This is a genomic window from Nocardioides sp. Root140 (genome assembly GCF_001426745.1).
In the GTDB taxonomy this organism is placed as follows: domain Bacteria; phylum Actinomycetota; class Actinomycetes; order Propionibacteriales; family Nocardioidaceae; genus Nocardioides.
In genome coordinates, this window is sequence record NZ_LMFI01000001.1 from 1,512,309 (window position 1) to 1,530,110 (window position 17,802).

Genomic DNA, 17,802 nt, shown 5'->3' on the forward strand with positions numbered 1-17,802 from the left:
CGGGGGGAATCTCACACCCGGTTAGGGCGGCCTCAACTCCCATGGCCCGATCTGGAGCGGTACCGTGCCACCGTGGCAATCCCGACTCTAGTAAAAGGCAGCCGGTCGACGCGATCGACGATCGCACTGAAGCTCCTGATGGCCGTCACCGGCCTGGTCTTCATCGGCTACGTGCTGCTGCACATGTACGGCAACCTCAAGGTCTTCGCCGGCCAGGAAGCCTTTGACGAGTACGCGCACCACTTGCGGACCTTCGGGGAGCCGATGCTCCCGCACGAGGGACTGCTGTGGATCATCCGCGCAGTACTCCTGCTGTCGATCATCGGCCACGCCTACGCGGCCTTCACGCTCTGGGGCCGTGCCAACAGGGCGCGCACCCAGAAGTACGTCGTGAAGAAGGCCGTCGCAGCGACGCTCAGCTCGAAGATGATGCGTTGGGGCGGGGTGACGCTGCTGCTGTTCGTGATCTTCCACCTGCTGCACTTCACGACCCGCACCATCAACGTCAACGGCGACAAGGACTCGCCGTACGAGCGCGTGGTGAGCTCGTTCCAGCCCGAGATGTGGTGGGTCACCGTGATCTACCTGCTCGCCATGGGCGCCCTGGCCATGCACCTGCGCCACGGCGTGTGGAGTGCCTGCCAGACCCTCGGCCTGACCAACAACGCCAAGAGCCGTGCCCGCGCGAACTTCGCCGGTGTATTCCTCGCAGTGGTGATCGCCGGCGGCTTCGCCCTGGTGCCGCTGTCCATCCTCCTCGGCATCGTCGACTAAGGACTGATCGCACAAATGACTGACTCTCATTCCGAGTTCTCCTCCGACGTCGACTCGCACGCGGACGCTCCCACGATCGACCCGGACCTGATCGACGACGCGATCGACTACTACACGCCGGGCGAGCCGATCGTCGACGCCAAGGCACCGACCGGCCCGATCGACCAGCGCTGGAGCACGCGCAAGTTCGAGGCCCGCCTGGTCAACCCGTCCAACCGTCGCAAGCTCGACGTGATCATCGTCGGCACCGGTCTGGCCGGCGCCTCGGCCGCGGCCACACTCGGCGAGGCCGGCTACAACGTGAAGTCCTTCTGCTACCAGGACTCCCCGCGTCGCGCGCACTCGATCGCGGCCCAGGGCGGCATCAACGCGGCCAAGAACTACAAGGAGGACGGCGACTCGGTCCACCGTCTCTTCTACGACACCGTCAAGGGCGGCGACTACCGCTCGCGCGAGTCGAACGTCTACCGCCTCGCCGAGGTCAGCACCAACATCATCGACCAGTGCGTCGCCCAGGGCGTCCCGTTCGCCCGCGAGTACGGCGGCCTGCTCGACAACCGCTCGTTCGGTGGCGTCCAGGTCTCCCGCACGTTCTACGCGCGCGGACAGACCGGACAGCAGCTGCTGATCGGCGCCTACCAGGCCCTCGAGCGCCAGGTTGCCGCCGGCACCGTCACGACGTACACCCGGCACGAGATGCTCGAGGTCATCGTCGCGGAGGACGAGGCCGGTCAGAGCCGGGCCCGCGGCATCATCGTGCGCGACATGGTGACCGGCGAGATCGAGACCCACCTCGCCGACGTCGTCGTACTCGCCTCCGGCGGCTACGGCAACGTCTTCTACCTGTCGACCAACGCGATGGGCTGCAACGTCACCGCCGCGTGGCGGGCACACCGCAAGGGCGCCTACATGGCCAACCCCTGCTACACGCAGATCCACCCGACCTGCATCCCGGTCTCGGGCCCGCACCAGTCGAAGCTGACCCTGATGTCGGAGTCGCTGCGCAACGACGGCCGGATCTGGGTCCCGAAGAACAAGGCCGACTGCGCCAAGGACCCGCGCGAGATCCCCGAGGAGGACCGCGACTACTACCTGGAGCGGATCTACCCGAGCTTCGGCAACCTGGTCCCCCGCGACATCGCCTCCCGCGCCGCGAAGTACCAGTGCGACGACGGCCGTGGTGTCGGTCCTGAGGTGGAGGGCGTACGCCGTGGCGTCTACCTCGACTTCGCCGACGCGATCGGCCGACTCGGCCGTGACGCGGTCGAGGAGAAGTACGGCAACCTCTTCGACATGTACGCCCGGATCACCGGCGAGGACCCGTACGAGACCCCGATGCGGATCTACCCGGCCGTGCACTACGTCATGGGCGGCCTGTGGGTCGACTACGACCTGCAGAGCTCGATCCCGGGCCTGTTCGTGACCGGCGAGGCGAACTTCTCCGACCACGGCGCCAACCGTCTCGGTGCCTCCGCACTGATGCAGGGCCTGGCCGACGGGTACTTCGTGCTCCCGCACACGATCCGCGACTACCTTGCCGACGGACCCTTCGAGAAGCTCGAGGAGTCGCACCCGGCCGTGGTCGAGGCGAAGGCCGCGGTGGAGGAGCGGATCAACCACTTCCTCACCGTGGGCGGCACCCGGAGCGTCGACTCCTACCACCGCGAGCTCGGCCACATCATGTGGGAGTACTGCGGCATGGAGCGGACCGAGGACGGCCTGAAGAAGGCGATCGACCTCATCCGCACCCTGAAGGACGACTTCTACCGCAACGTGAAGGTGCTCGGCACCGCCGACAGCCTCAACCAGAGCCTCGAGAAGGCCGGCCGGGTGGCCGACTTCATCGAGCTCGGTGAGCTGATGTGCATCGACGCGCTGAACCGCCGCGAATCCTGTGGTGGACACTTCCGTGCCGAGAGCCAGACCGAGGACGGCGAGGCGCTGCGTCACGACGACGCGTTCGCCTACGTCGCGGCCTGGGAGTTCGTCGCGGACGGCGAGAAGCCGATCCTGCACAAGGAAGACCTGACCTACACCGCCATCGAGATGAAGCAGCGGAGCTACAAGTGAGCGCGCCAGACGGAACGAAGACCGGTATGAAGCTGACCCTGAACATCTGGCGCCAGCCCGACGCCACGTCCCCCGGCAAGATGCACACCTATCAGGTCGAGGACGTCTCGGAGGACATGTCGTTCCTCGAGATGCTCGACGTGCTCAACGAGCAGCTCAACGCTGCCGGCGAGGACCCGGTCGCGTTCGACTCGGACTGTCGCGAGGGCATCTGCGGCATGTGTGGCCTGATGATCAACGGCCAGGCGCACGGACCCGTCACCACCACGACCTGCCAGCTGCACATGCGGTCGTTCAAGGACGGCGAGACGATCACCATCGAGCCGTGGCGTGCCGACGCGTTCCCGGTGCTCAAGGACCTCGTCGTCGACCGTGGCGCGTTCGACCGGATCATCCAGCAGGGTGGCTACATCTCGGTGAACACGGGTTCCGCACCCGAGGCGCACTCGGTCCAGGTGCCCAAGGAGGACGCGGACCGCGCGTTCGACATGGCCACCTGCATCGGCTGTGGCGCCTGCGTGGCCGCGTGCCCGAACGGCTCGGCCTCCCTGTTCATGGGTGCCAAGATCACCCACCTCGGCCAGCTCCCCCAGGGCCAGGCCGAGCGCGACAAGCGCGTCGTGAACATGGTCGCCCAGCACGACCACGAGGGCTTCGGTGGCTGCACCAACATCGGTGAGTGCACGTCGGCCTGCCCCAAGGAGATCCCGCTCGACGTGATCTCCCAGCTCAACAAGGACCTGCGCACCGCGATGAAGCACGGTCGCTGAGCAGTTCAGCATCGATCAACCAGGGCCATCCGGATCTCCGGATGGCCCTGTGTTGTCTACGGGCTCCGTGCTGTCTACGGGCCTTGTGCTGTCTGCCTGTTCGCGGGCCACTCGCGCGCGAGGGCATGCCGGTCTCCTACTACGTCTGCCGGGCCGATTGGCTCCTTCTGTCATGCGTAGTTGAGGCCAATCGGCCCATCAGACCGAGTGCACGCCCGACTGCTCCGGGGCCGAGCAGACCGCCGGCGCCGGTGTCGGTGTCGGTGTGGCTGTCGGTGGCCATGCCTAGCGTGTCGGGCCATGACAGCAGACGACGACTCGGCAACACCCCACGCATCCGAAAAAGCTTCAGATTCCGATGCCGTGATGATCAGCGAGCGGGAAGCAACGACGATGCTGGGTGCACTCGGCCTCGCCCGGGAGCCGGCCCGGCGCGCCCTCAAGGCCGGTCTGGCAGGAGACGCCCTGCGACTGCGGGGAAGCCTGCTCTATCGCGCTGCGGCCGTTCAGGCGCTCGTGCGGCCGCCCGTCCCCGAGTCCGCGCTACCGGCGGAGCTGCAGCAGGGATGCTTCGTCGCCCGCATCGACCCGTCGCGTGTTTCCGGACTCGTCACGGACTCCGAACGACGGGCGGCAGTCTGTGATGGGTGGCGGGTCTCTGCCATCACCCGGCTCTTCTTCCGGCTGCGCGCACAGCGTGTGGACCCGATGCCGTTCCTCGCCACGGTGAGTGGCTTCGTCGTGGTCGGAGGACTGGTCACGGCGGCCGTTCCGCACCGTGACGTGGCCGGAGCCGAGAGGACCCGGTTCTCCCTGGACCCACCGGGTCCGTGGTACCCCAGCCTGCACGGGCGGCTCGTCCCCACGCCCCCTGGCGGGCCATGGACGTTGATCCCTACGGCCGCAGGAGCCCTTCCCTGGCTCGGGTCGTCCCTGCCCGCCGGCTGAGCAACCTCGGGAGGCGGTGAGGGCGGCGGGGGTCGTGGGGCCGCGGGGGATCTGACGACTCAGCCCCGCTTGCGACGCACCACACCGATCACGGCGAGCATGGATCCCGCACCGGCGGCGAAGGCGGCCTTGGGACTGCGCACGAAGGACCTGGACCCGGTGGGTACGACGAACTGCCCGATGGGTCCCTCGGCCGCAGCCTCGATGGCCTCCTGCTCGCGGGCCTGGGCCTCCCTGATGGTCCGCGCTGCCGTCGAGGTGTAGGCCCAGGCGGCGGCGTACATGACGACTCGCGAGAAGTAGTTGATCCAGACCACCAGGATCAGCGCGATCCCGAACGCCTGGAACGCCGGCTGCGACTTGGTCGAGGCGATCAGGAACGTCGAGAGCTGCTTGAGCACCTCGAACCCGAGCGCACCGAGCAGGGCCCCGGACCACAGCGAGGGGCGCGGGACCTCCGGGTCCGCGAGCAGCTTGAAGATCGCGAAGAACAGCACCATGCTCGCGCCCACCCCGACCGCCACCGAGATCACCTGCAGCAACGGCGCGAGGCCGACACCGAGACCCACCAGATCCAGCAACTCCCTGGAGAACCGGGCGATCACACTCGAGACCGCCACGCTGAGGATCATCACCAGGCCGATCAGGGCGAGCGAGACGAGGTCGCGGAGCTTGCCGACGACGAAGTTCGGCTGTTCTCGCTGCGGCGTCTCGAACATCACCAACAGTGCCTCACGCATGCCGGACAACCAGCCGAGTCCGGCGTACAGCACACCGGCCAGACCGATCAGCCCGACGGCACCGGCCGAGTCCTGGATCGCCTTCAGCGAGATCTGGCCGTCGGCGTTGCCGATCATGCCGGGCAGCACACCGGTCAGGGCGTCGGTGAGGTTGTCCTGCGCGTCGGGGTAGACCTTCGCGACGTAGCCGACCACGAAGAACGCCAGGGCCAGGATCGGGAAGAAGGACAGGAACGCGAAGTAGGTCACCGCACCGGCCTGAAGGTTGCCCTTGACGTTGCCGAAGTGCTCCACCATCCGCATCAGGTGGTCGAAGATCGGACGTCGGGCCCGGAGTCGGGTGATGCGCTCGTCGAGGCGTTCTTTCAGTGAAGGCACGCGTTCAGGCGATCACGGCGGAGCCGCCCAGCGCAAACGATCTGTCCACCTGCCAGCCGATCTTGTCGTCGTGCACGTAGAGATGGAACTCGTCCGCGGGGAAGCGGCACTCGAAGCCGGCCAGCTCGGTGAACGCACGATCCAGCGTCTGGTCGTCGAGGTGGTGGGCGATCGTCACGTGCGGGTGGTAGGGGAACTCGAGCTCGCTGGCCAGCGGGCCACGGCGTACGGCGAACGCCAGCTGCTCGCACGCGGAGATGCCTTCCACGACACCGACGAAGACCACGGGAGACACCGGACGGAACGACCCGGTCCCGCGCAGGTGCACGGTGAACGGGGCCGCGGACCCGGCCACCGAGCGCAGGTGGTCCTCGACCAGGTCGAGGTCGTTGCACTCTGTCGGCGGCACCAGCGTGATGTGCGTCGGGATCATCGTGGCCGTGGCGTCGCCGATGGAGGTTCGGTAGTCCTGCAGCTGGGTGGCCCAGGGCTCCGGGATGGCGATCGCAACACCAATGGTCGACACGGAACGACCCTAACGCCTGCCGGGTGCCACGAAGCCCACCCGTTCATAGACGTCGGCGAGGGTCTTCTCCGCGACCGCGGACGCCTTCTCGGCACCCGAGGCGAGCACGTCGCTGAGGGTGTCCTTGTCCTCGAGCAGCTCGAGGGTCCGGTCCCGGAACGGCGTCACGAACTCGACCACGACGTCGGCCAGGTCCTTCTTGAAGTCGCCGTACCCCTTGCCGTCGTACGACCCCGCGATGTCGTCGATCGCGCGACCGGTCAGGGCCGAGTAGATCGTGAGCAGGTTGGAGACGCCCGGCTTCTCCTCGACGTCGAAGCGCACCTCCGACCCGGAGTCGGTGACCGCGGAGCGGATCTTCTTCGCGCTCACCTTGGGGTCGTCGAGCAGGTCGATGATGCCGCTGGGCGAGGACGCCGACTTCGACATCTTCGAGACCGGGTCCTGGAGGTCGGTGATCTTCGCGGTCGCCTTGAGGATGTAGGGCTCGGGCAGCCGGAACGTCTTCTTGTAGCGGTGGTTGAACCGCTGGGCGAGGTCGCGGGTCAGCTCGAGGTGCTGGCGCTGGTCCTCGCCGACCGGCACGTAGTGCGGCCGGTAGAGCAGGATGTCGGCGGCCTGGAGGATCGGGTAGGTGAACAGCCCGACGGACGCGGCGCCCTCTCCCCCCTTGGCTGACTTGTCCTTGAACTGGGTCATCCGTCGGGCCTCACCGAAGCCGGTCAGGCACTGCAGCACCCAGCTGAGCTGCGAGTGGGCGGGCACCTGGCTCTGGATGAAGATCGCCGCACGGGACGGGTCGATGCCCATCGCGATCAGCTGGGCGGCCGCACGAAGACACCGCTCACGCAGCACCTTCGGGTCCTGCTCCAACGTGATCGCGTGCTGGTCGGCGATGAAGAAGAACGGCTCGTAGTTCTCCTGCAGGTCCACCCACTGGCGCAGGGCACCGAGGTAGTTGCCGAAGTGGAACGAGTCAGCGGTGGGCTGGATGCCGGAGAGAACCCGCGGGCGAGCAGTGCCCGTCCCGGCGCCGGCCACAGCAACCTGAGGGGTGGTCGAGGTGGACATGCGGGCATTCTGTCAGGACTGCGGCAGTGCCTCGACGTGACCCTCGCGGCGGTGCAGGACGAGCGAGACCACCAGCACGACGAACCCGGCAACCGACAGCGCCACACCGACCAGCGCGGGCGAGCGATAGCCCCACCCGGCGGCGATGACCAGGCCGCCGAGCCAGGCGCCCAACGCGTTGGCCACGTTGAGCGAGGCGTGGTTCATCGCGGCACCGAGGGTCTGGGCGTCACCGGCCACCTCCATCAGCCGCAGCTGCAGGTTGACCACCAGCACCGAGCTGATCGCGGAGATCGCGAACGCGAACGGCAGGGCCCACCAGCCGTACGGCGTGACCGCGGCGAACAGCAGCAGCACCACACCCATGCCGAGGGCGGAGCCGAGCAGCGAGCCGAAGACCGACCAGTCGGCGAGCTCGCCGGCCAGCCAGGTCCCGAACGTCATGCCCAGGCCGAACATCAACAGGAAGATCGGCACCGCCGACTCGCGGAGCTCCCCCACCTCGGTGATCGTCGGCGAGATGTAGGAGTAGACCGCAAACATGCCGCCGAAGCCGACCGCACCGGCCAGCAGGGTCAGCCAGACCTGGACCCGGGAGAACGCCGCGAGCTCGCGCCGTCCGCTCGCCCCGGGGTCGGCCGGGATCGAGGGCACCGAGGCCAGGATCATCGAGATCGTCACGACGCCGAGCACGGAGACCGCGACGTACGCCGAGCGCCAGCCGAGGTTCTGCCCCATCCAGGTGGCCGCGGGCACCCCGATCACGTTGGCGATCGAGAGTCCGAGCATCACCAGGGCAACCGCGCGGCCCTTGCGGCCGGGGGCGGCCAGCTGGGCGGCGACCAGGGAGGCTACTCCGAAGTACGCGCCGTGCGGGAGCCCGGAGAGGAAGCGGGCCGCGGTCAGCAGCTCGTAGTTGGACGCCAGGGCGCTGAGCCCGTTGCCGATCGCGAAGGCAACCATCAGCGAGACCAGCAGCGCCCGACGCGGCAGCCTGGCACCGAAGAACGCCAGCAGCGGCGCGCCCACCACGACACCCAGGGCGTACGCCGAGATGACGTGGCCGCTGGTCGGGATGCTGACGTCGACGCCGTCGGCGATCTGCGGCAGCAGGCCCATCGTGACGAACTCGGTGGTGCCGATCGCGAACCCGCCCATGGCCAGGGCGAGCACGGCCAACCCGAAGTGGGTCGACGTCTCGGAGGACCGGGTCGGGGTGCGGGGTTCGGCGGCGGGGCGCTCTGTGGCTGGCATGCTCATCGCATTCTCCAACCGGCTCACGCCGACCGCCTATTCCGTGTCGCTGGGCACACACGCCACCACTACCACCGTTGGTTGAGGAGGTCGCGCCAGCGACCGTCTCGAAACCACGCTCAGCCCGCCAAGTGGTTGATCGTTGGTTGAGGAGGTCGCCCCAGCGACCGTCTCGAAACCGCCCGTGGTTGAGGTGGCCGTCTCGAAACCACGCTCACCCGGCCAGGTGACCCCACCGTGGAGCGAGCTCGCTCCACGGTCCGACCGCGGCGACCTCGCCGTCGACCAGCACGACCACCCGGTCGGCACGCGAGAGCGCGGCACGCTTGGCGGTCGCGCCGATCACCGTGGCCCCGCGGTCGCGCAGCGCCTGCCAGAGCTCGACCTCGGTGCTGGCGTCGAGCGCGCTGGAGACGTCGTCGGCGAGCATCAGCTCGGCGTCGGTGGCCAGGGCGCGGGCCAGGGCCAGACGCTGCACCTGTCCGCCGGAGAGCCGGACACCTCGGTGACCGACCAGGGCGTCCTTGCCGCCGGCCTCCTCGATGTCGGAGCCGAGCCGCGCCACCCCGACCGGGGCGTCGAAGGCGCGCTGGTGGCCGAGTCGCACGTTCTCGTCGAAGGTGCCCGACAGCACCCGCGGCACCTGGGCCACGTGGGAGACCTGGCCGGGGCGCAGGAACCTCTCCGGGTCGTCGACGTCGCGGTCGTTCCAGAGGATCTCGCCGCGATGCCCGATCAGCCCGGCCAATGCGGCGAGCAGGCTCGACTTGCCCGAGCCGACCTGACCGACCAGCAGCACCAGTTCTCCGGCCTCGACGGTGAGGTCGACCCCGGAGACACCGAGCGTGCCGTCGTCGTGCAAGGCCGAGAACCCCCGCAGCTCGAGCTGTTGCAGAGGAACCCGGCTCGACGGAGCGGGCTCGGGTGCGGCACCGGAGACGAGGTCGACGCCGGGCGGCAGGTCCATCAGGTCGACACCACCAGCGAACCGGCTGGTCTCGACCTGCCAGGCGCGGGTGCCCGGGGCCTCGGTGACGACCATGCCGGCGACGCGGCCGAACCAGTCGAAGCCGGCCACGGCGTTCGCGACGAGGAGCGCGGTGGCCAGGCTCCAGCCGCCGCCGAAGTAGATCGCCCAGGCGGTGACCACACCGCACTGCACCATCACGATCGGCACGCCGTCGAGGAACGCCTGGACCCGGTGCTCCTTCACCGCGGCGTTGACGCGTCCGGCGTCGACGTCGCGCAGGTGTCGGTGCACCGACGGGGTCGCTGCGGCGAGCTTGACGGTGCGGGCCGACTCGAGCGCCGAGACCAGCGCACGGCCGAACCGGGCGCGGGCCGCGGACGCCTCGGCTGCGGAGCGTCCGGCGATCGGCCGGCCGATCGAGGAGGCCAGGGCCGAGGTGACCATCACCGCGAGCAGCACGGCACCGGCCACCCATGTGCCGGCCAGCAGCGCGGTGAAGGCGGCGATCAGCATGCCGTTGATGAAGTCGACCCAGCGGTCGGCGTAGCGGGCGTAGCGGTCGGCGTCCATGGAACGCGCGACCACCTCACCGGGAGGCGTACGCACGAGGCGCTCCTGGGCGGTCTGGCCGTGCAGCACCGACATGCGGGTGCGCAGCATGACCTCGATCCACCAGCGCGGGTAGCGCCAGAACGCGTCGGCCAGCATGAACGGCATCGCCAGCAGGCAGGCGACCAGCGCCACGCTGAGCAGCCCGGGGGTGTCGCCGTCCTGGAGGTCCTCGACGATGTGGCCCCAGACCAGGCCGGTCACGGCTCCCTGGGCGCCGATCACCGACACCATGAGGAACAGCACGGCCCCGGCGATGCCCCAGGACGGGCGCACCAGCAGCGCGTGGAAGATGCCCTTGGCCAGCGACGGTCCGTTGCCGACCTCGCGCACCGGGGGCGGCGTACCGGTGCGGCGTCGGCCACCGACTGCGGCGGCCTCGGCGGCGCTCTGGGCCGCGTGGTCGAGGGTGGAGTGCTCGACCGGCGCGGGGGCGTCGTCGTCCTCGTGGTCGACCAGGTGCTGGATGCGGCTGTCGTGCAGCAGGTCGCGGAACGCCCCGGGCTCGAGGGCCAGGGTGGCGCGGAGCCCGTCCTGCACGACGCGACCGTGGTCGAGCACCGCCACGTGGGGTGCCCGCTCGATGGTGCTGAGCCGGTGCGCGATCAGCACGCCGGTGCGCCCGCGCAGCAGCCGGTCGGCGGCGGCGACGACGCGGTGCTCGGTGAGGGGGTCCATGCGGGCGGTCGCCTCGTCGAGTACGACGACGCGCACGTTGCGGATCAACAACCGGGCGAAGGCGACCAGCTGCTCCTCCCCCGCCGACAGCGAGGTGCCGCCCGGGCCGAGCAGGGTGTCGAGGCCAGCGGGGAGGCCCGCGACCCAGTCGTCGAGGCCGAGCTCGGCGACCGCACGCTCGATCTCGTCACGGGAGGTGTCGCCGAAGAGCGTGATGTTCTCGGCGAGGGTGCCGGCCAGGATCTCGGTGCGCTGGGTGACCACGCCGACCGCGGAGCGCAGCTGCTGGAGGTCGAGGTCGAGAACGTCGACGCCGCCGAGCAGCACCGCACCGCGCGGCGGCTCGACCGCACGCGAGATCAGCGAGGCCAGCGTCGACTTGCCCGAGCCGGTGCGGCCGACCAGCGCGATCGTGTCGCCGGCCGGGAGGAACAGGTTGATGTCGCGCAGGGCGAAGGTGCCCTCGTCGTACGCGAAGGTGAGCCCGCGGATCTCGAGCTCGAGCCGGTCGGCGGACGGGAGCGGCCGGCCACCTTCGGGCTCGGGCTCGGAGGCCAGCATCTGGCGCAGCCGGATGACGGCACCGAGGCCGGCCTGGAGGTCGGGCAGGTGGTTGGCCAGCATCGCGATCTGGCCGACGAAGGTCGACGTGACCAGGAAGAGGGTGACCAGCTTGGCGACGGACAGGTCGCCGTTGCCGGCCAGGGCGATGCCCGCGACGCCGATGCCGGCGAGGAGGGCGTGCAGCAACAGGCCGGCGCGCAGGGCCAGCCGGCGCTCGATGTCGAGCACCGCCCGGAACTTCGTGTGGACGGCGGAGGAGAGCTTGGCGACGCGTGCGATGACGTGGGCCTGGCCGAGGCTGGTGCGCAGGTCGTCGCGCCCGGCGATGCCCTCCTCGAGTGCGGCGGCGTGGTCGGTCCACGCCATCTCCTCGATCACCTTGCGACGGGAGATCTCGCCCAACAGTGGCTTGATCGCGAACCAGGTGACCACCCCGAGTGCCGGGAACAGCAGCCACGAAGGCCACCAGGTCACACCGGCCACGATCCACATCGGCACCACCCCGAAGACGGTGCGGGCGAACATCCACAGCTGCCAGCGCACGAGGTTGCCGACCTCGTGGGTGTCGTCGTCGACCCGGTCGAGGATCTCGCCCACGGCCTGCTCGGAGAGGGTGGCCAGCGGCTGGCGCATGGCCGCGCTGAGCAGGTCTTCACGGAGCCGGCCCTCGGCGCGGTCGGAGAGCCCGACCCACACGATCTTGCCGAACGTGTCGATGATCGAGGCCCCGATCACGCACGCCGCCAGCAGCCACACCAGGCCGCTCGTCGGGTGCTCGGCGAGCCGGCCGATGACGACCGTTCCGAAGGTGGTGGAGATCGCCGCGATGGCCGCGCACACCAGTGCCGCGGCGGCGATCGGCGACTTCATGCGACGCCAGTCGACCCGCCGCGCCCCGTCGACGGGTGCGGGTCGCGACGGGGCGACGGGCGGCCGGTCGGGGGCGGTGGTGAGGGTCTCGGTCATGACCTGTCGAGACTACGTCTCCGCACCGACAGACTCATCTGGTTTTCGGCACAGGTACGGCGTCCGCCAGGTCCACCGGCGGAGCCACCCGTCGGGTCAGATGCCCCAGTCAGATGCCGCAGTCAGATGCCGCAGTTCGGCGCGCTCCACGTGCGACCGGACCGGATGTCCACGTGCACGTGGTCGTTGTGGTCGGGATAGCCCGGACCGAAGATCGTGCCGTAGCCGATGTAGCGCGCATTCTGGGCGATCCGGCAGTACGTCGAGTTGCCGTTCTCTGGCACCAGGTCGAGGGCGCGACCATAGGTGTGCTGACCGGTGCCCGAACCGCCGACCTGGCGGTCACAGGCCTGGGAGCGGAAACCTGACGTGACGCGGATCGGGTTGTCGCCCATGCGGTGGCGGAGTGCCTCGGCGCGCCACATCGACCGCAACAGGTTGGTCTTGACCGTCGTCGCACTCACCGAGCCACCGCTGTAGCCGCCGGCCCCGCAGCCCCCGTCGACCTCGCTCCACGCGAAGTGGAGCGGGGAGCAGTCGGCGTCCTGCAGCGCATAGATCTTCGACTGGGTGGCCGGGCCGGCGACACCGTCGGGGCTCAGTCCGTAGGCGGCCTGGAAGTTCCTCACCGCCTGGGTGGTCTGCGGGCCGTAGCTGCCGTCGATGGCCATGTTGACGCCGTAGCCGGCCCATCCGGCGACGCGCTCCTGGAGCTCGGCGACGTCGGACCCGGTGGTGCCGGAGCGCAGCGTGCGACTCCACGTGTAGCAGGCGTCAGCACTGGCCGGTGCGGAGCCGAGGAGGACGAGGCTGGAGAGGGCCAGCACCAGGGCGGCGACGAGGCTGGACATGCGGATCGGCATGGTTCACTCCTGTTCCCGAGAACGGCCCGAAGGCCCGTGGCCGACAGTTCATCGTGCTCCGGGCCACTTGTGAAGAGCGCGGGGGTGAACAGTTCCGGGGCGGAGAACGAGAACGGTGTGGATCACAGTCACTGGGTGACTGCGATCCACACCGTTGGTGGCGCGTGGTGATCAGACGCTGAGCGAGCCGATCAGGTCGTTGAGCGTGGCCGAGGGACGCATCACGGCGTCCGTCTTGGCCTCGTCGACCTTGTAGTAGCCACCGATGTCCGCGGGCGAGCCCTGGACGCCGATCAGCTCGGAGTTGATCGCCTCCTCGTTGCTGCGCAGGTTGCCGGCCAGCTCCGCGAACGCCGCCGCGAGCTCGGCGTCCTCGGTCTGCTTGGCCAGCTCCTCGGCCCAGAACAGCGCGAGGTAGAAGTGCGAGCCACGGTTGTCGATCGAGCCGACCTTGCGCGACGGCGACTTGTTCTCCAGCAGGAACGTGCCGGTGGCGCGGTCGAGGGTGTCGGCCAGGATCTGCGCACGGGCGTTGTCGTTGACCTGCGCGAAGTGCTCGAAGCTGACCGCCAGCGCCAGGAACTCGCCGAGGCTGTCCCAGCGCAGGTAGTTCTCCTTGACCAGCTGCTGCACGTGCTTGGGCGCCGAGCCGCCGGCGCCGGTCTCGAAGAGCCCACCACCGTTGATCAGGGGGACGACGGAGAGCATCTTCGCCGACGTGCCGAGCTCGAGGATCGGGAAGAGGTCGGTGTTGTAATCACGCAGCACGTTGCCGGTCACCGAGATGGTGTCCTCGCCCTTGCGGATCCGCTCGATGGAGAACGCGGTGGCCTCGATCGGCGCGAGGATGCGGAGGTCGAGGCCCTCGGTGTCGTGGTCCTTGAGGTACTTCTCGACCAGGGAGATCAGGTTGCGGTCGTGGGCACGGGTCTCGTCGAGCCAGAACACGGCCGGCGTCTTCGAGGCACGGGCCCGGGTGACGGCGAGCTTGACCCAGTCGCGGATCGGCACGTCCTTGGTCTGGCAGGCGCGCCAGATGTCACCGGCCTCGACGTCGTGCTCGATCAGCACCTCGCCGGCCTTGTTCAGCACCTGCACCTTGCCGGCGGAGGCGACCTCGAAGGTCTTGTCGTGCGAGCCGTACTCCTCGGCCGCCTGGGCCATCAGGCCGACGTTGGGCACCGAGCCCATCGTGGTCGGGTCGTAGGCGCCGTTGGCCCGGCAGTCGTCGATCACGGCCTGGTAGATGCCGGCGTAGCTGCTGTCGGGGAGTACGGCGAGGGTGTCGGCCTCGTTGCCGTCGGGACCCCACATGTGGCCCGAGGTGCGGATCATCGCCGGCATGGAGGCGTCGACGATGACGTCGCTGGGCACGTGGAGGTTGGTGATGCCCTTGTCGGAGTCGACCATCGCCAGGCGCGGGCCGTCGGCGATGCCCTTCTCGAACGCGGCCTTGATCTCCGCACCGTTCTCGAGCTTGTCGAGGCCGGCCAGGATTCCGCCGAGTCCGTCGTTGGCGGACAGGCCGGCCTCGGCCAGCTGGTCGCCGTACTGCGCGAAGACGTCGGGGAAGAAGGCCTTGACGACGTGGCCGAAGACGATCGGGTCGGAGACCTTCATCATCGTGGCCTTGAGGTGCACCGAGAACAGGACGTCGTCAGCCTTGGCCCTGGCGATCTGCGCCTTGAGGAACTCCTGCAGCTTGGCGACGTGCATGACGGTGCCGTCGACGACCTCACCGGCGAGCACGGGGATCGACTCGCGCAGCACGGTCGTCGTACCGTCGGCGGCAACGTGCTGGATGCGGAGGTCGTCGTCGGCCTCGAGGATCACGGACTTCTCGTTGTGCCGGAAGTCGGCCTCGGCCATGGTGGCCACGTTGGTCTTCGAGTCGGCGCTCCAGGCGCCCATCGAGTGGGGGTTCTTGCGGGCGTAGGCCTTGACCGACGCGGGCGCGCGACGGTCGGAGTTGCCCTCGCGGAGCACCGGGTTGACCGCGGAGCCCTTGACCTTGTCGTAGCGGGCGCGGATGTCCTTCGCCTCGTCGGAGTCGGAGTCCTCCGGGTAGTCGGGCAGGTCGAAGCCGGCCGCCTGGAGCTCCTTGATCGCGGCCTTCAGCTGCGGGATCGAGGCGCTGACGTTGGGCAGCTTGATGATGTTGGCCTCGGGCGTCTTGGCCAGGGCCCCGAGCTCGCCGAGCGTGTCGGGGACCTGCTGCTCGGCGGGGAGGCGGTCGGTGAACTGCGCGAGGATCCGGGCGGCCAGCGAGATGTCGCGGGTCTCGACGTCGACGCCGGCGGTGGAGGCGTACGCCTGGATGATCGGGAGGAACGAGTGGGTCGCCAGCATCGGCGCCTCGTCGGTGTAGGTGTAGAGGATCTTGGCCATGGGTGCGGCGACTCCTGATCGGTCTGTGCCCCTGGGTGGGGTGTGCCTGTGCGGTCAGTGGGTTTCTTGACATCAAGATACCTGACACGGGGTCGCGTCCAGCCTCGCACCCGACACCTCATCGGTCTAGAGTTCTGGGTGCGCCCTGAAACGTCAGGGGTCAACGTCGTGCGACAAAGGGGTTCTCGGATGACCGACACACCAGCCACACCTGAACCGACACTGGTCCAGAAGCTCTCCGCCGAGGTCCTCGGCACATTCGTCCTCGTCTTCGTCGGCGTCGGCGCCGCGATGTCCCTCGCACCCGATCTGGAGGGTGGGGGGACCCTGGGCGTCGGCATCGCCGGTGTCGCCCTGGCCTTCGGCTTCGCGGTCCTCGTCATGGCGTACGCCGTCGGCCACATCTCCGGTGGCCACTTCAACCCGGCCGTCTCGGTCGGTGCCGCCATGGCCGGCCGGCTCTCGTGGGTCCAGGCCGGCTTCTACGCCGCCGCCCAGCTCGTGGGCGCGATCGTCGCGGCCGCCGCACTGTTCATCGTCTTCAAGGGCATCGACGGCTGGGACGCCGAGGGCGCCATGGGTCAGAACAACTACGGCGACGAGAGTGGCAGCGGCATCGCCCTGTGGTCGGCACTGCTGGTCGAGGTCATCGGCACCGCGATCTTCCTCTACGTGATCCTCGCCGCGACCGACAAGCGCAACCCGAGCACCGCTGCCGCTCCGGTCGCCATCGGCCTCGCCCTGACCGGCATTCACCTGGCCCTCATCCCGCTGACCGGCACGTCGGTCAACCCGGCCCGTTCGATCGGCCCGGCGCTCTTCGCCGGCACCGACTCACTGGTGCAGGTCTGGGTCTTCATCGTCGCCCCGCTCCTCGGTGCCGCGATCGCCGGCTTCACCTACGCCCTGATCTTCGGCAGCGACGGCGAGCCGGTCGCCGGCTCCGGCCTCAACTTCGGTGGCGGCAACGCCCAGGCCACCGGTTTCGCCGGCGGCTGGGACCCGAACGCCCAGCACCAGCAGGGCGGCTGGGACCAGAACGCGCAGCAGGGCTGGGACCCCAACCAGCAGCAGTGGGCCGGCCAGGCACCGCCCCAGCAGGGCGCCCCGGACCAGCAGTGGGGTCAGGGCGCACCCGAGCAGCAGTGGGGCCAGCCCGCTCCGGAGCAGCAGTGGGGCCAGCAGGCGCCCGAGCAGCAGTGGGGTGCCCCGCAGGCACCGCAGGCTCCCGAGCAGCAGTGGCCCGCGCCCCAGGCGCCGCAGGCACCGCAGGCGCCCGAGCAGCAGTCGTGGGGCCAGCCGGCTCCGGAGCCCGAGCCGTGGACTCCCCCGGAGGACGACGGCTCGCGGACCCAGATCCGCCAGCCCGACGACCCCAGTTGAGAAGACCCAGCTGATCCGGGTCAGCTGACACAGAACAGACGAGGGGCCCCGACATCGCAGCCGCGGTGTCGGGGCCTTCGTCATGTCGAGGACGGAGTCAGCGCTGCACGTCCACCAGCTCGAGTCCTTCGGCTCCGGTGCGGTCCACCTCGACCAGGCCGACGCCCTCGGCGTACGACGACACGTAGGGCTCCGCTCCCTCTTCGACTCCGGTCTCCTCGACCTCGACGACGTCGTCGAACTCGCCGTACGGCGTGTAGGTGGTCGCGTTCGTCGCACGCACCTCCGCGGCGCGGGTGATCGCTCCCCCGACGAACTCGGCGGCGTACCCGTCGCCGTGACGAGGCCCGTCGGCCATCGCCAGGGTGGCCTCCGCGCTGTCCTCACCGGCCCGCCAACCGTCGGGCCCGGTCGTCCCGAAGATCCAGACGTTCCCGTCGCGATCCTGGGCGTAGTAGGAGTCGGTCGTCTCGAGCACCCGACCGCGCCGCCCCAGCGTCTCGTGTCGTACGACGACCGTCCGCACGCCGGCGATCGTCGACGTCTGGTCGGTGACCGTGGTGGTCGCGGTGCTGGCCCGGGCGCTGCCGGTGACCTCGTAGGTCCACGTGGTGCCCGGAGCCAGCGGCAGCCAGCGGTTGTCGATGCGCACGGTGAAGTCGGACGGGTCCGGCGACGGGGTCGGGATGGTCAGGGAGTCGATGCCGGTGGGGTCGATCCGTTCCGGCGCCGAGCCGCAGCCGCACAGCAGGGCGAGGGCCAGGCCGGGGGCCACGACCGGGCCGACAACTCGGGCAACCAGGAGACGCATGGCGCACAGCATCCCATCCGTGAGACCCCGGCGGTCGGG

At 69.4% G+C, this 17,802-nt stretch carries 13 protein-coding genes; 5 read left to right on the plus strand and 8 right to left on the minus strand.

All coding sequences use genetic code 11. The features are described from left to right. Positions 1-72: 72 nt before the first annotated feature. From ASD30_RS07280 to ASD30_RS07295, 4 genes are all read left to right on the plus strand, one after another. Positions 73-774, plus strand: a complete 702-nt coding sequence (locus tag ASD30_RS07280) for a succinate dehydrogenase cytochrome b subunit (RefSeq protein WP_056678843.1) — start codon at positions 73-75, stop codon at positions 772-774. Positions 775-789: 15 nt separating this feature from the next. After that, positions 790-2,844: a fumarate reductase/succinate dehydrogenase flavoprotein subunit gene (locus tag ASD30_RS07285; protein ID WP_082563613.1), complete on the plus strand. Its 2,055-nt coding sequence runs from the start codon at positions 790-792 to the stop codon at positions 2,842-2,844. Between the two features lie 26 nt (positions 2,845-2,870). Beyond that, complete coding sequence (locus tag ASD30_RS07290; protein ID WP_056678846.1) at positions 2,871-3,614, plus strand: succinate dehydrogenase/fumarate reductase iron-sulfur subunit; 744 nt, start codon at positions 2,871-2,873, stop codon at positions 3,612-3,614. Positions 3,615-3,980: 366 nt separating this feature from the next. Next, positions 3,981-4,562, plus strand: coding sequence for a hypothetical protein (locus tag ASD30_RS07295; RefSeq protein ID WP_056678849.1), 582 nt, complete (start codon positions 3,981-3,983; stop codon positions 4,560-4,562). 59 nt (positions 4,563-4,621) lie between these two features. On the opposite strand, the gene ASD30_RS07300 is transcribed toward ASD30_RS07295, so the two are convergent. The 7 genes from ASD30_RS07300 to ASD30_RS07330 all read right to left on the minus strand — a co-directional run bounded on the left by ASD30_RS07300 (position 4,622) and on the right by ASD30_RS07330 (position 15,569). Continuing rightward, a complete protein-coding gene (locus ASD30_RS07300; RefSeq protein WP_056678852.1) occupies positions 4,622-5,680 on the minus strand; it encodes a YihY/virulence factor BrkB family protein in 1,059 nt (352 codons plus the stop codon). Positions 5,681-5,684: 4 nt separating this feature from the next. Then, positions 5,685-6,206, minus strand: coding sequence for a 2'-5' RNA ligase family protein (locus ASD30_RS07305; protein WP_056678855.1), 522 nt, complete (start codon positions 6,204-6,206; stop codon positions 5,685-5,687). Between the two features lie 9 nt (positions 6,207-6,215). Continuing rightward, entirely contained in the window at positions 6,216-7,277 is a 1,062-nt protein-coding gene (trpS, locus tag ASD30_RS07310; protein WP_056678858.1) for a tryptophan--tRNA ligase, read from the minus strand. A 12-nt stretch (positions 7,278-7,289) separates the two neighbouring features. Further along, positions 7,290-8,537 carry an MFS transporter gene (locus tag ASD30_RS07315; RefSeq protein WP_082563614.1) on the minus strand — a complete coding sequence of 416 codons (1,248 nt, stop codon included), beginning with the start codon at positions 8,535-8,537 and terminating at the stop codon, positions 7,290-7,292. Between the two features lie 208 nt (positions 8,538-8,745). After that, on the minus strand, positions 8,746-12,318 hold the full coding sequence (locus ASD30_RS07320) for an ATP-binding cassette domain-containing protein (protein ID WP_056678861.1): 3,573 nt from the start codon (positions 12,316-12,318) through the stop codon (positions 8,746-8,748). A gap of 122 nt (positions 12,319-12,440) precedes the next feature. Then, positions 12,441-13,181, minus strand: a complete 741-nt coding sequence (locus ASD30_RS07325) for a D-Ala-D-Ala carboxypeptidase family metallohydrolase (protein WP_056678864.1) — start codon at positions 13,179-13,181, stop codon at positions 12,441-12,443. Positions 13,182-13,352: 171 nt separating this feature from the next. Then, complete coding sequence (locus ASD30_RS07330; protein ID WP_056678868.1) at positions 13,353-15,569, minus strand: NADP-dependent isocitrate dehydrogenase; 2,217 nt, start codon at positions 15,567-15,569, stop codon at positions 13,353-13,355. Between the two features lie 189 nt (positions 15,570-15,758). Here ASD30_RS07330 and ASD30_RS25960 point away from each other — a divergent pair, with 189 nt between their 5' ends. Further along, positions 15,759-16,952: an MIP family channel protein gene (locus ASD30_RS25960; RefSeq protein ID WP_082563615.1), complete on the plus strand. Its 1,194-nt coding sequence runs from the start codon at positions 15,759-15,761 to the stop codon at positions 16,950-16,952. 97 nt (positions 16,953-17,049) lie between these two features. On the opposite strand, the gene ASD30_RS07340 is transcribed toward ASD30_RS25960, so the two are convergent. Next, entirely contained in the window at positions 17,050-17,763 is a 714-nt protein-coding gene (locus tag ASD30_RS07340; RefSeq protein ID WP_156393535.1) for a hypothetical protein, read from the minus strand. Positions 17,764-17,802: the final 39 nt, after the last annotated feature.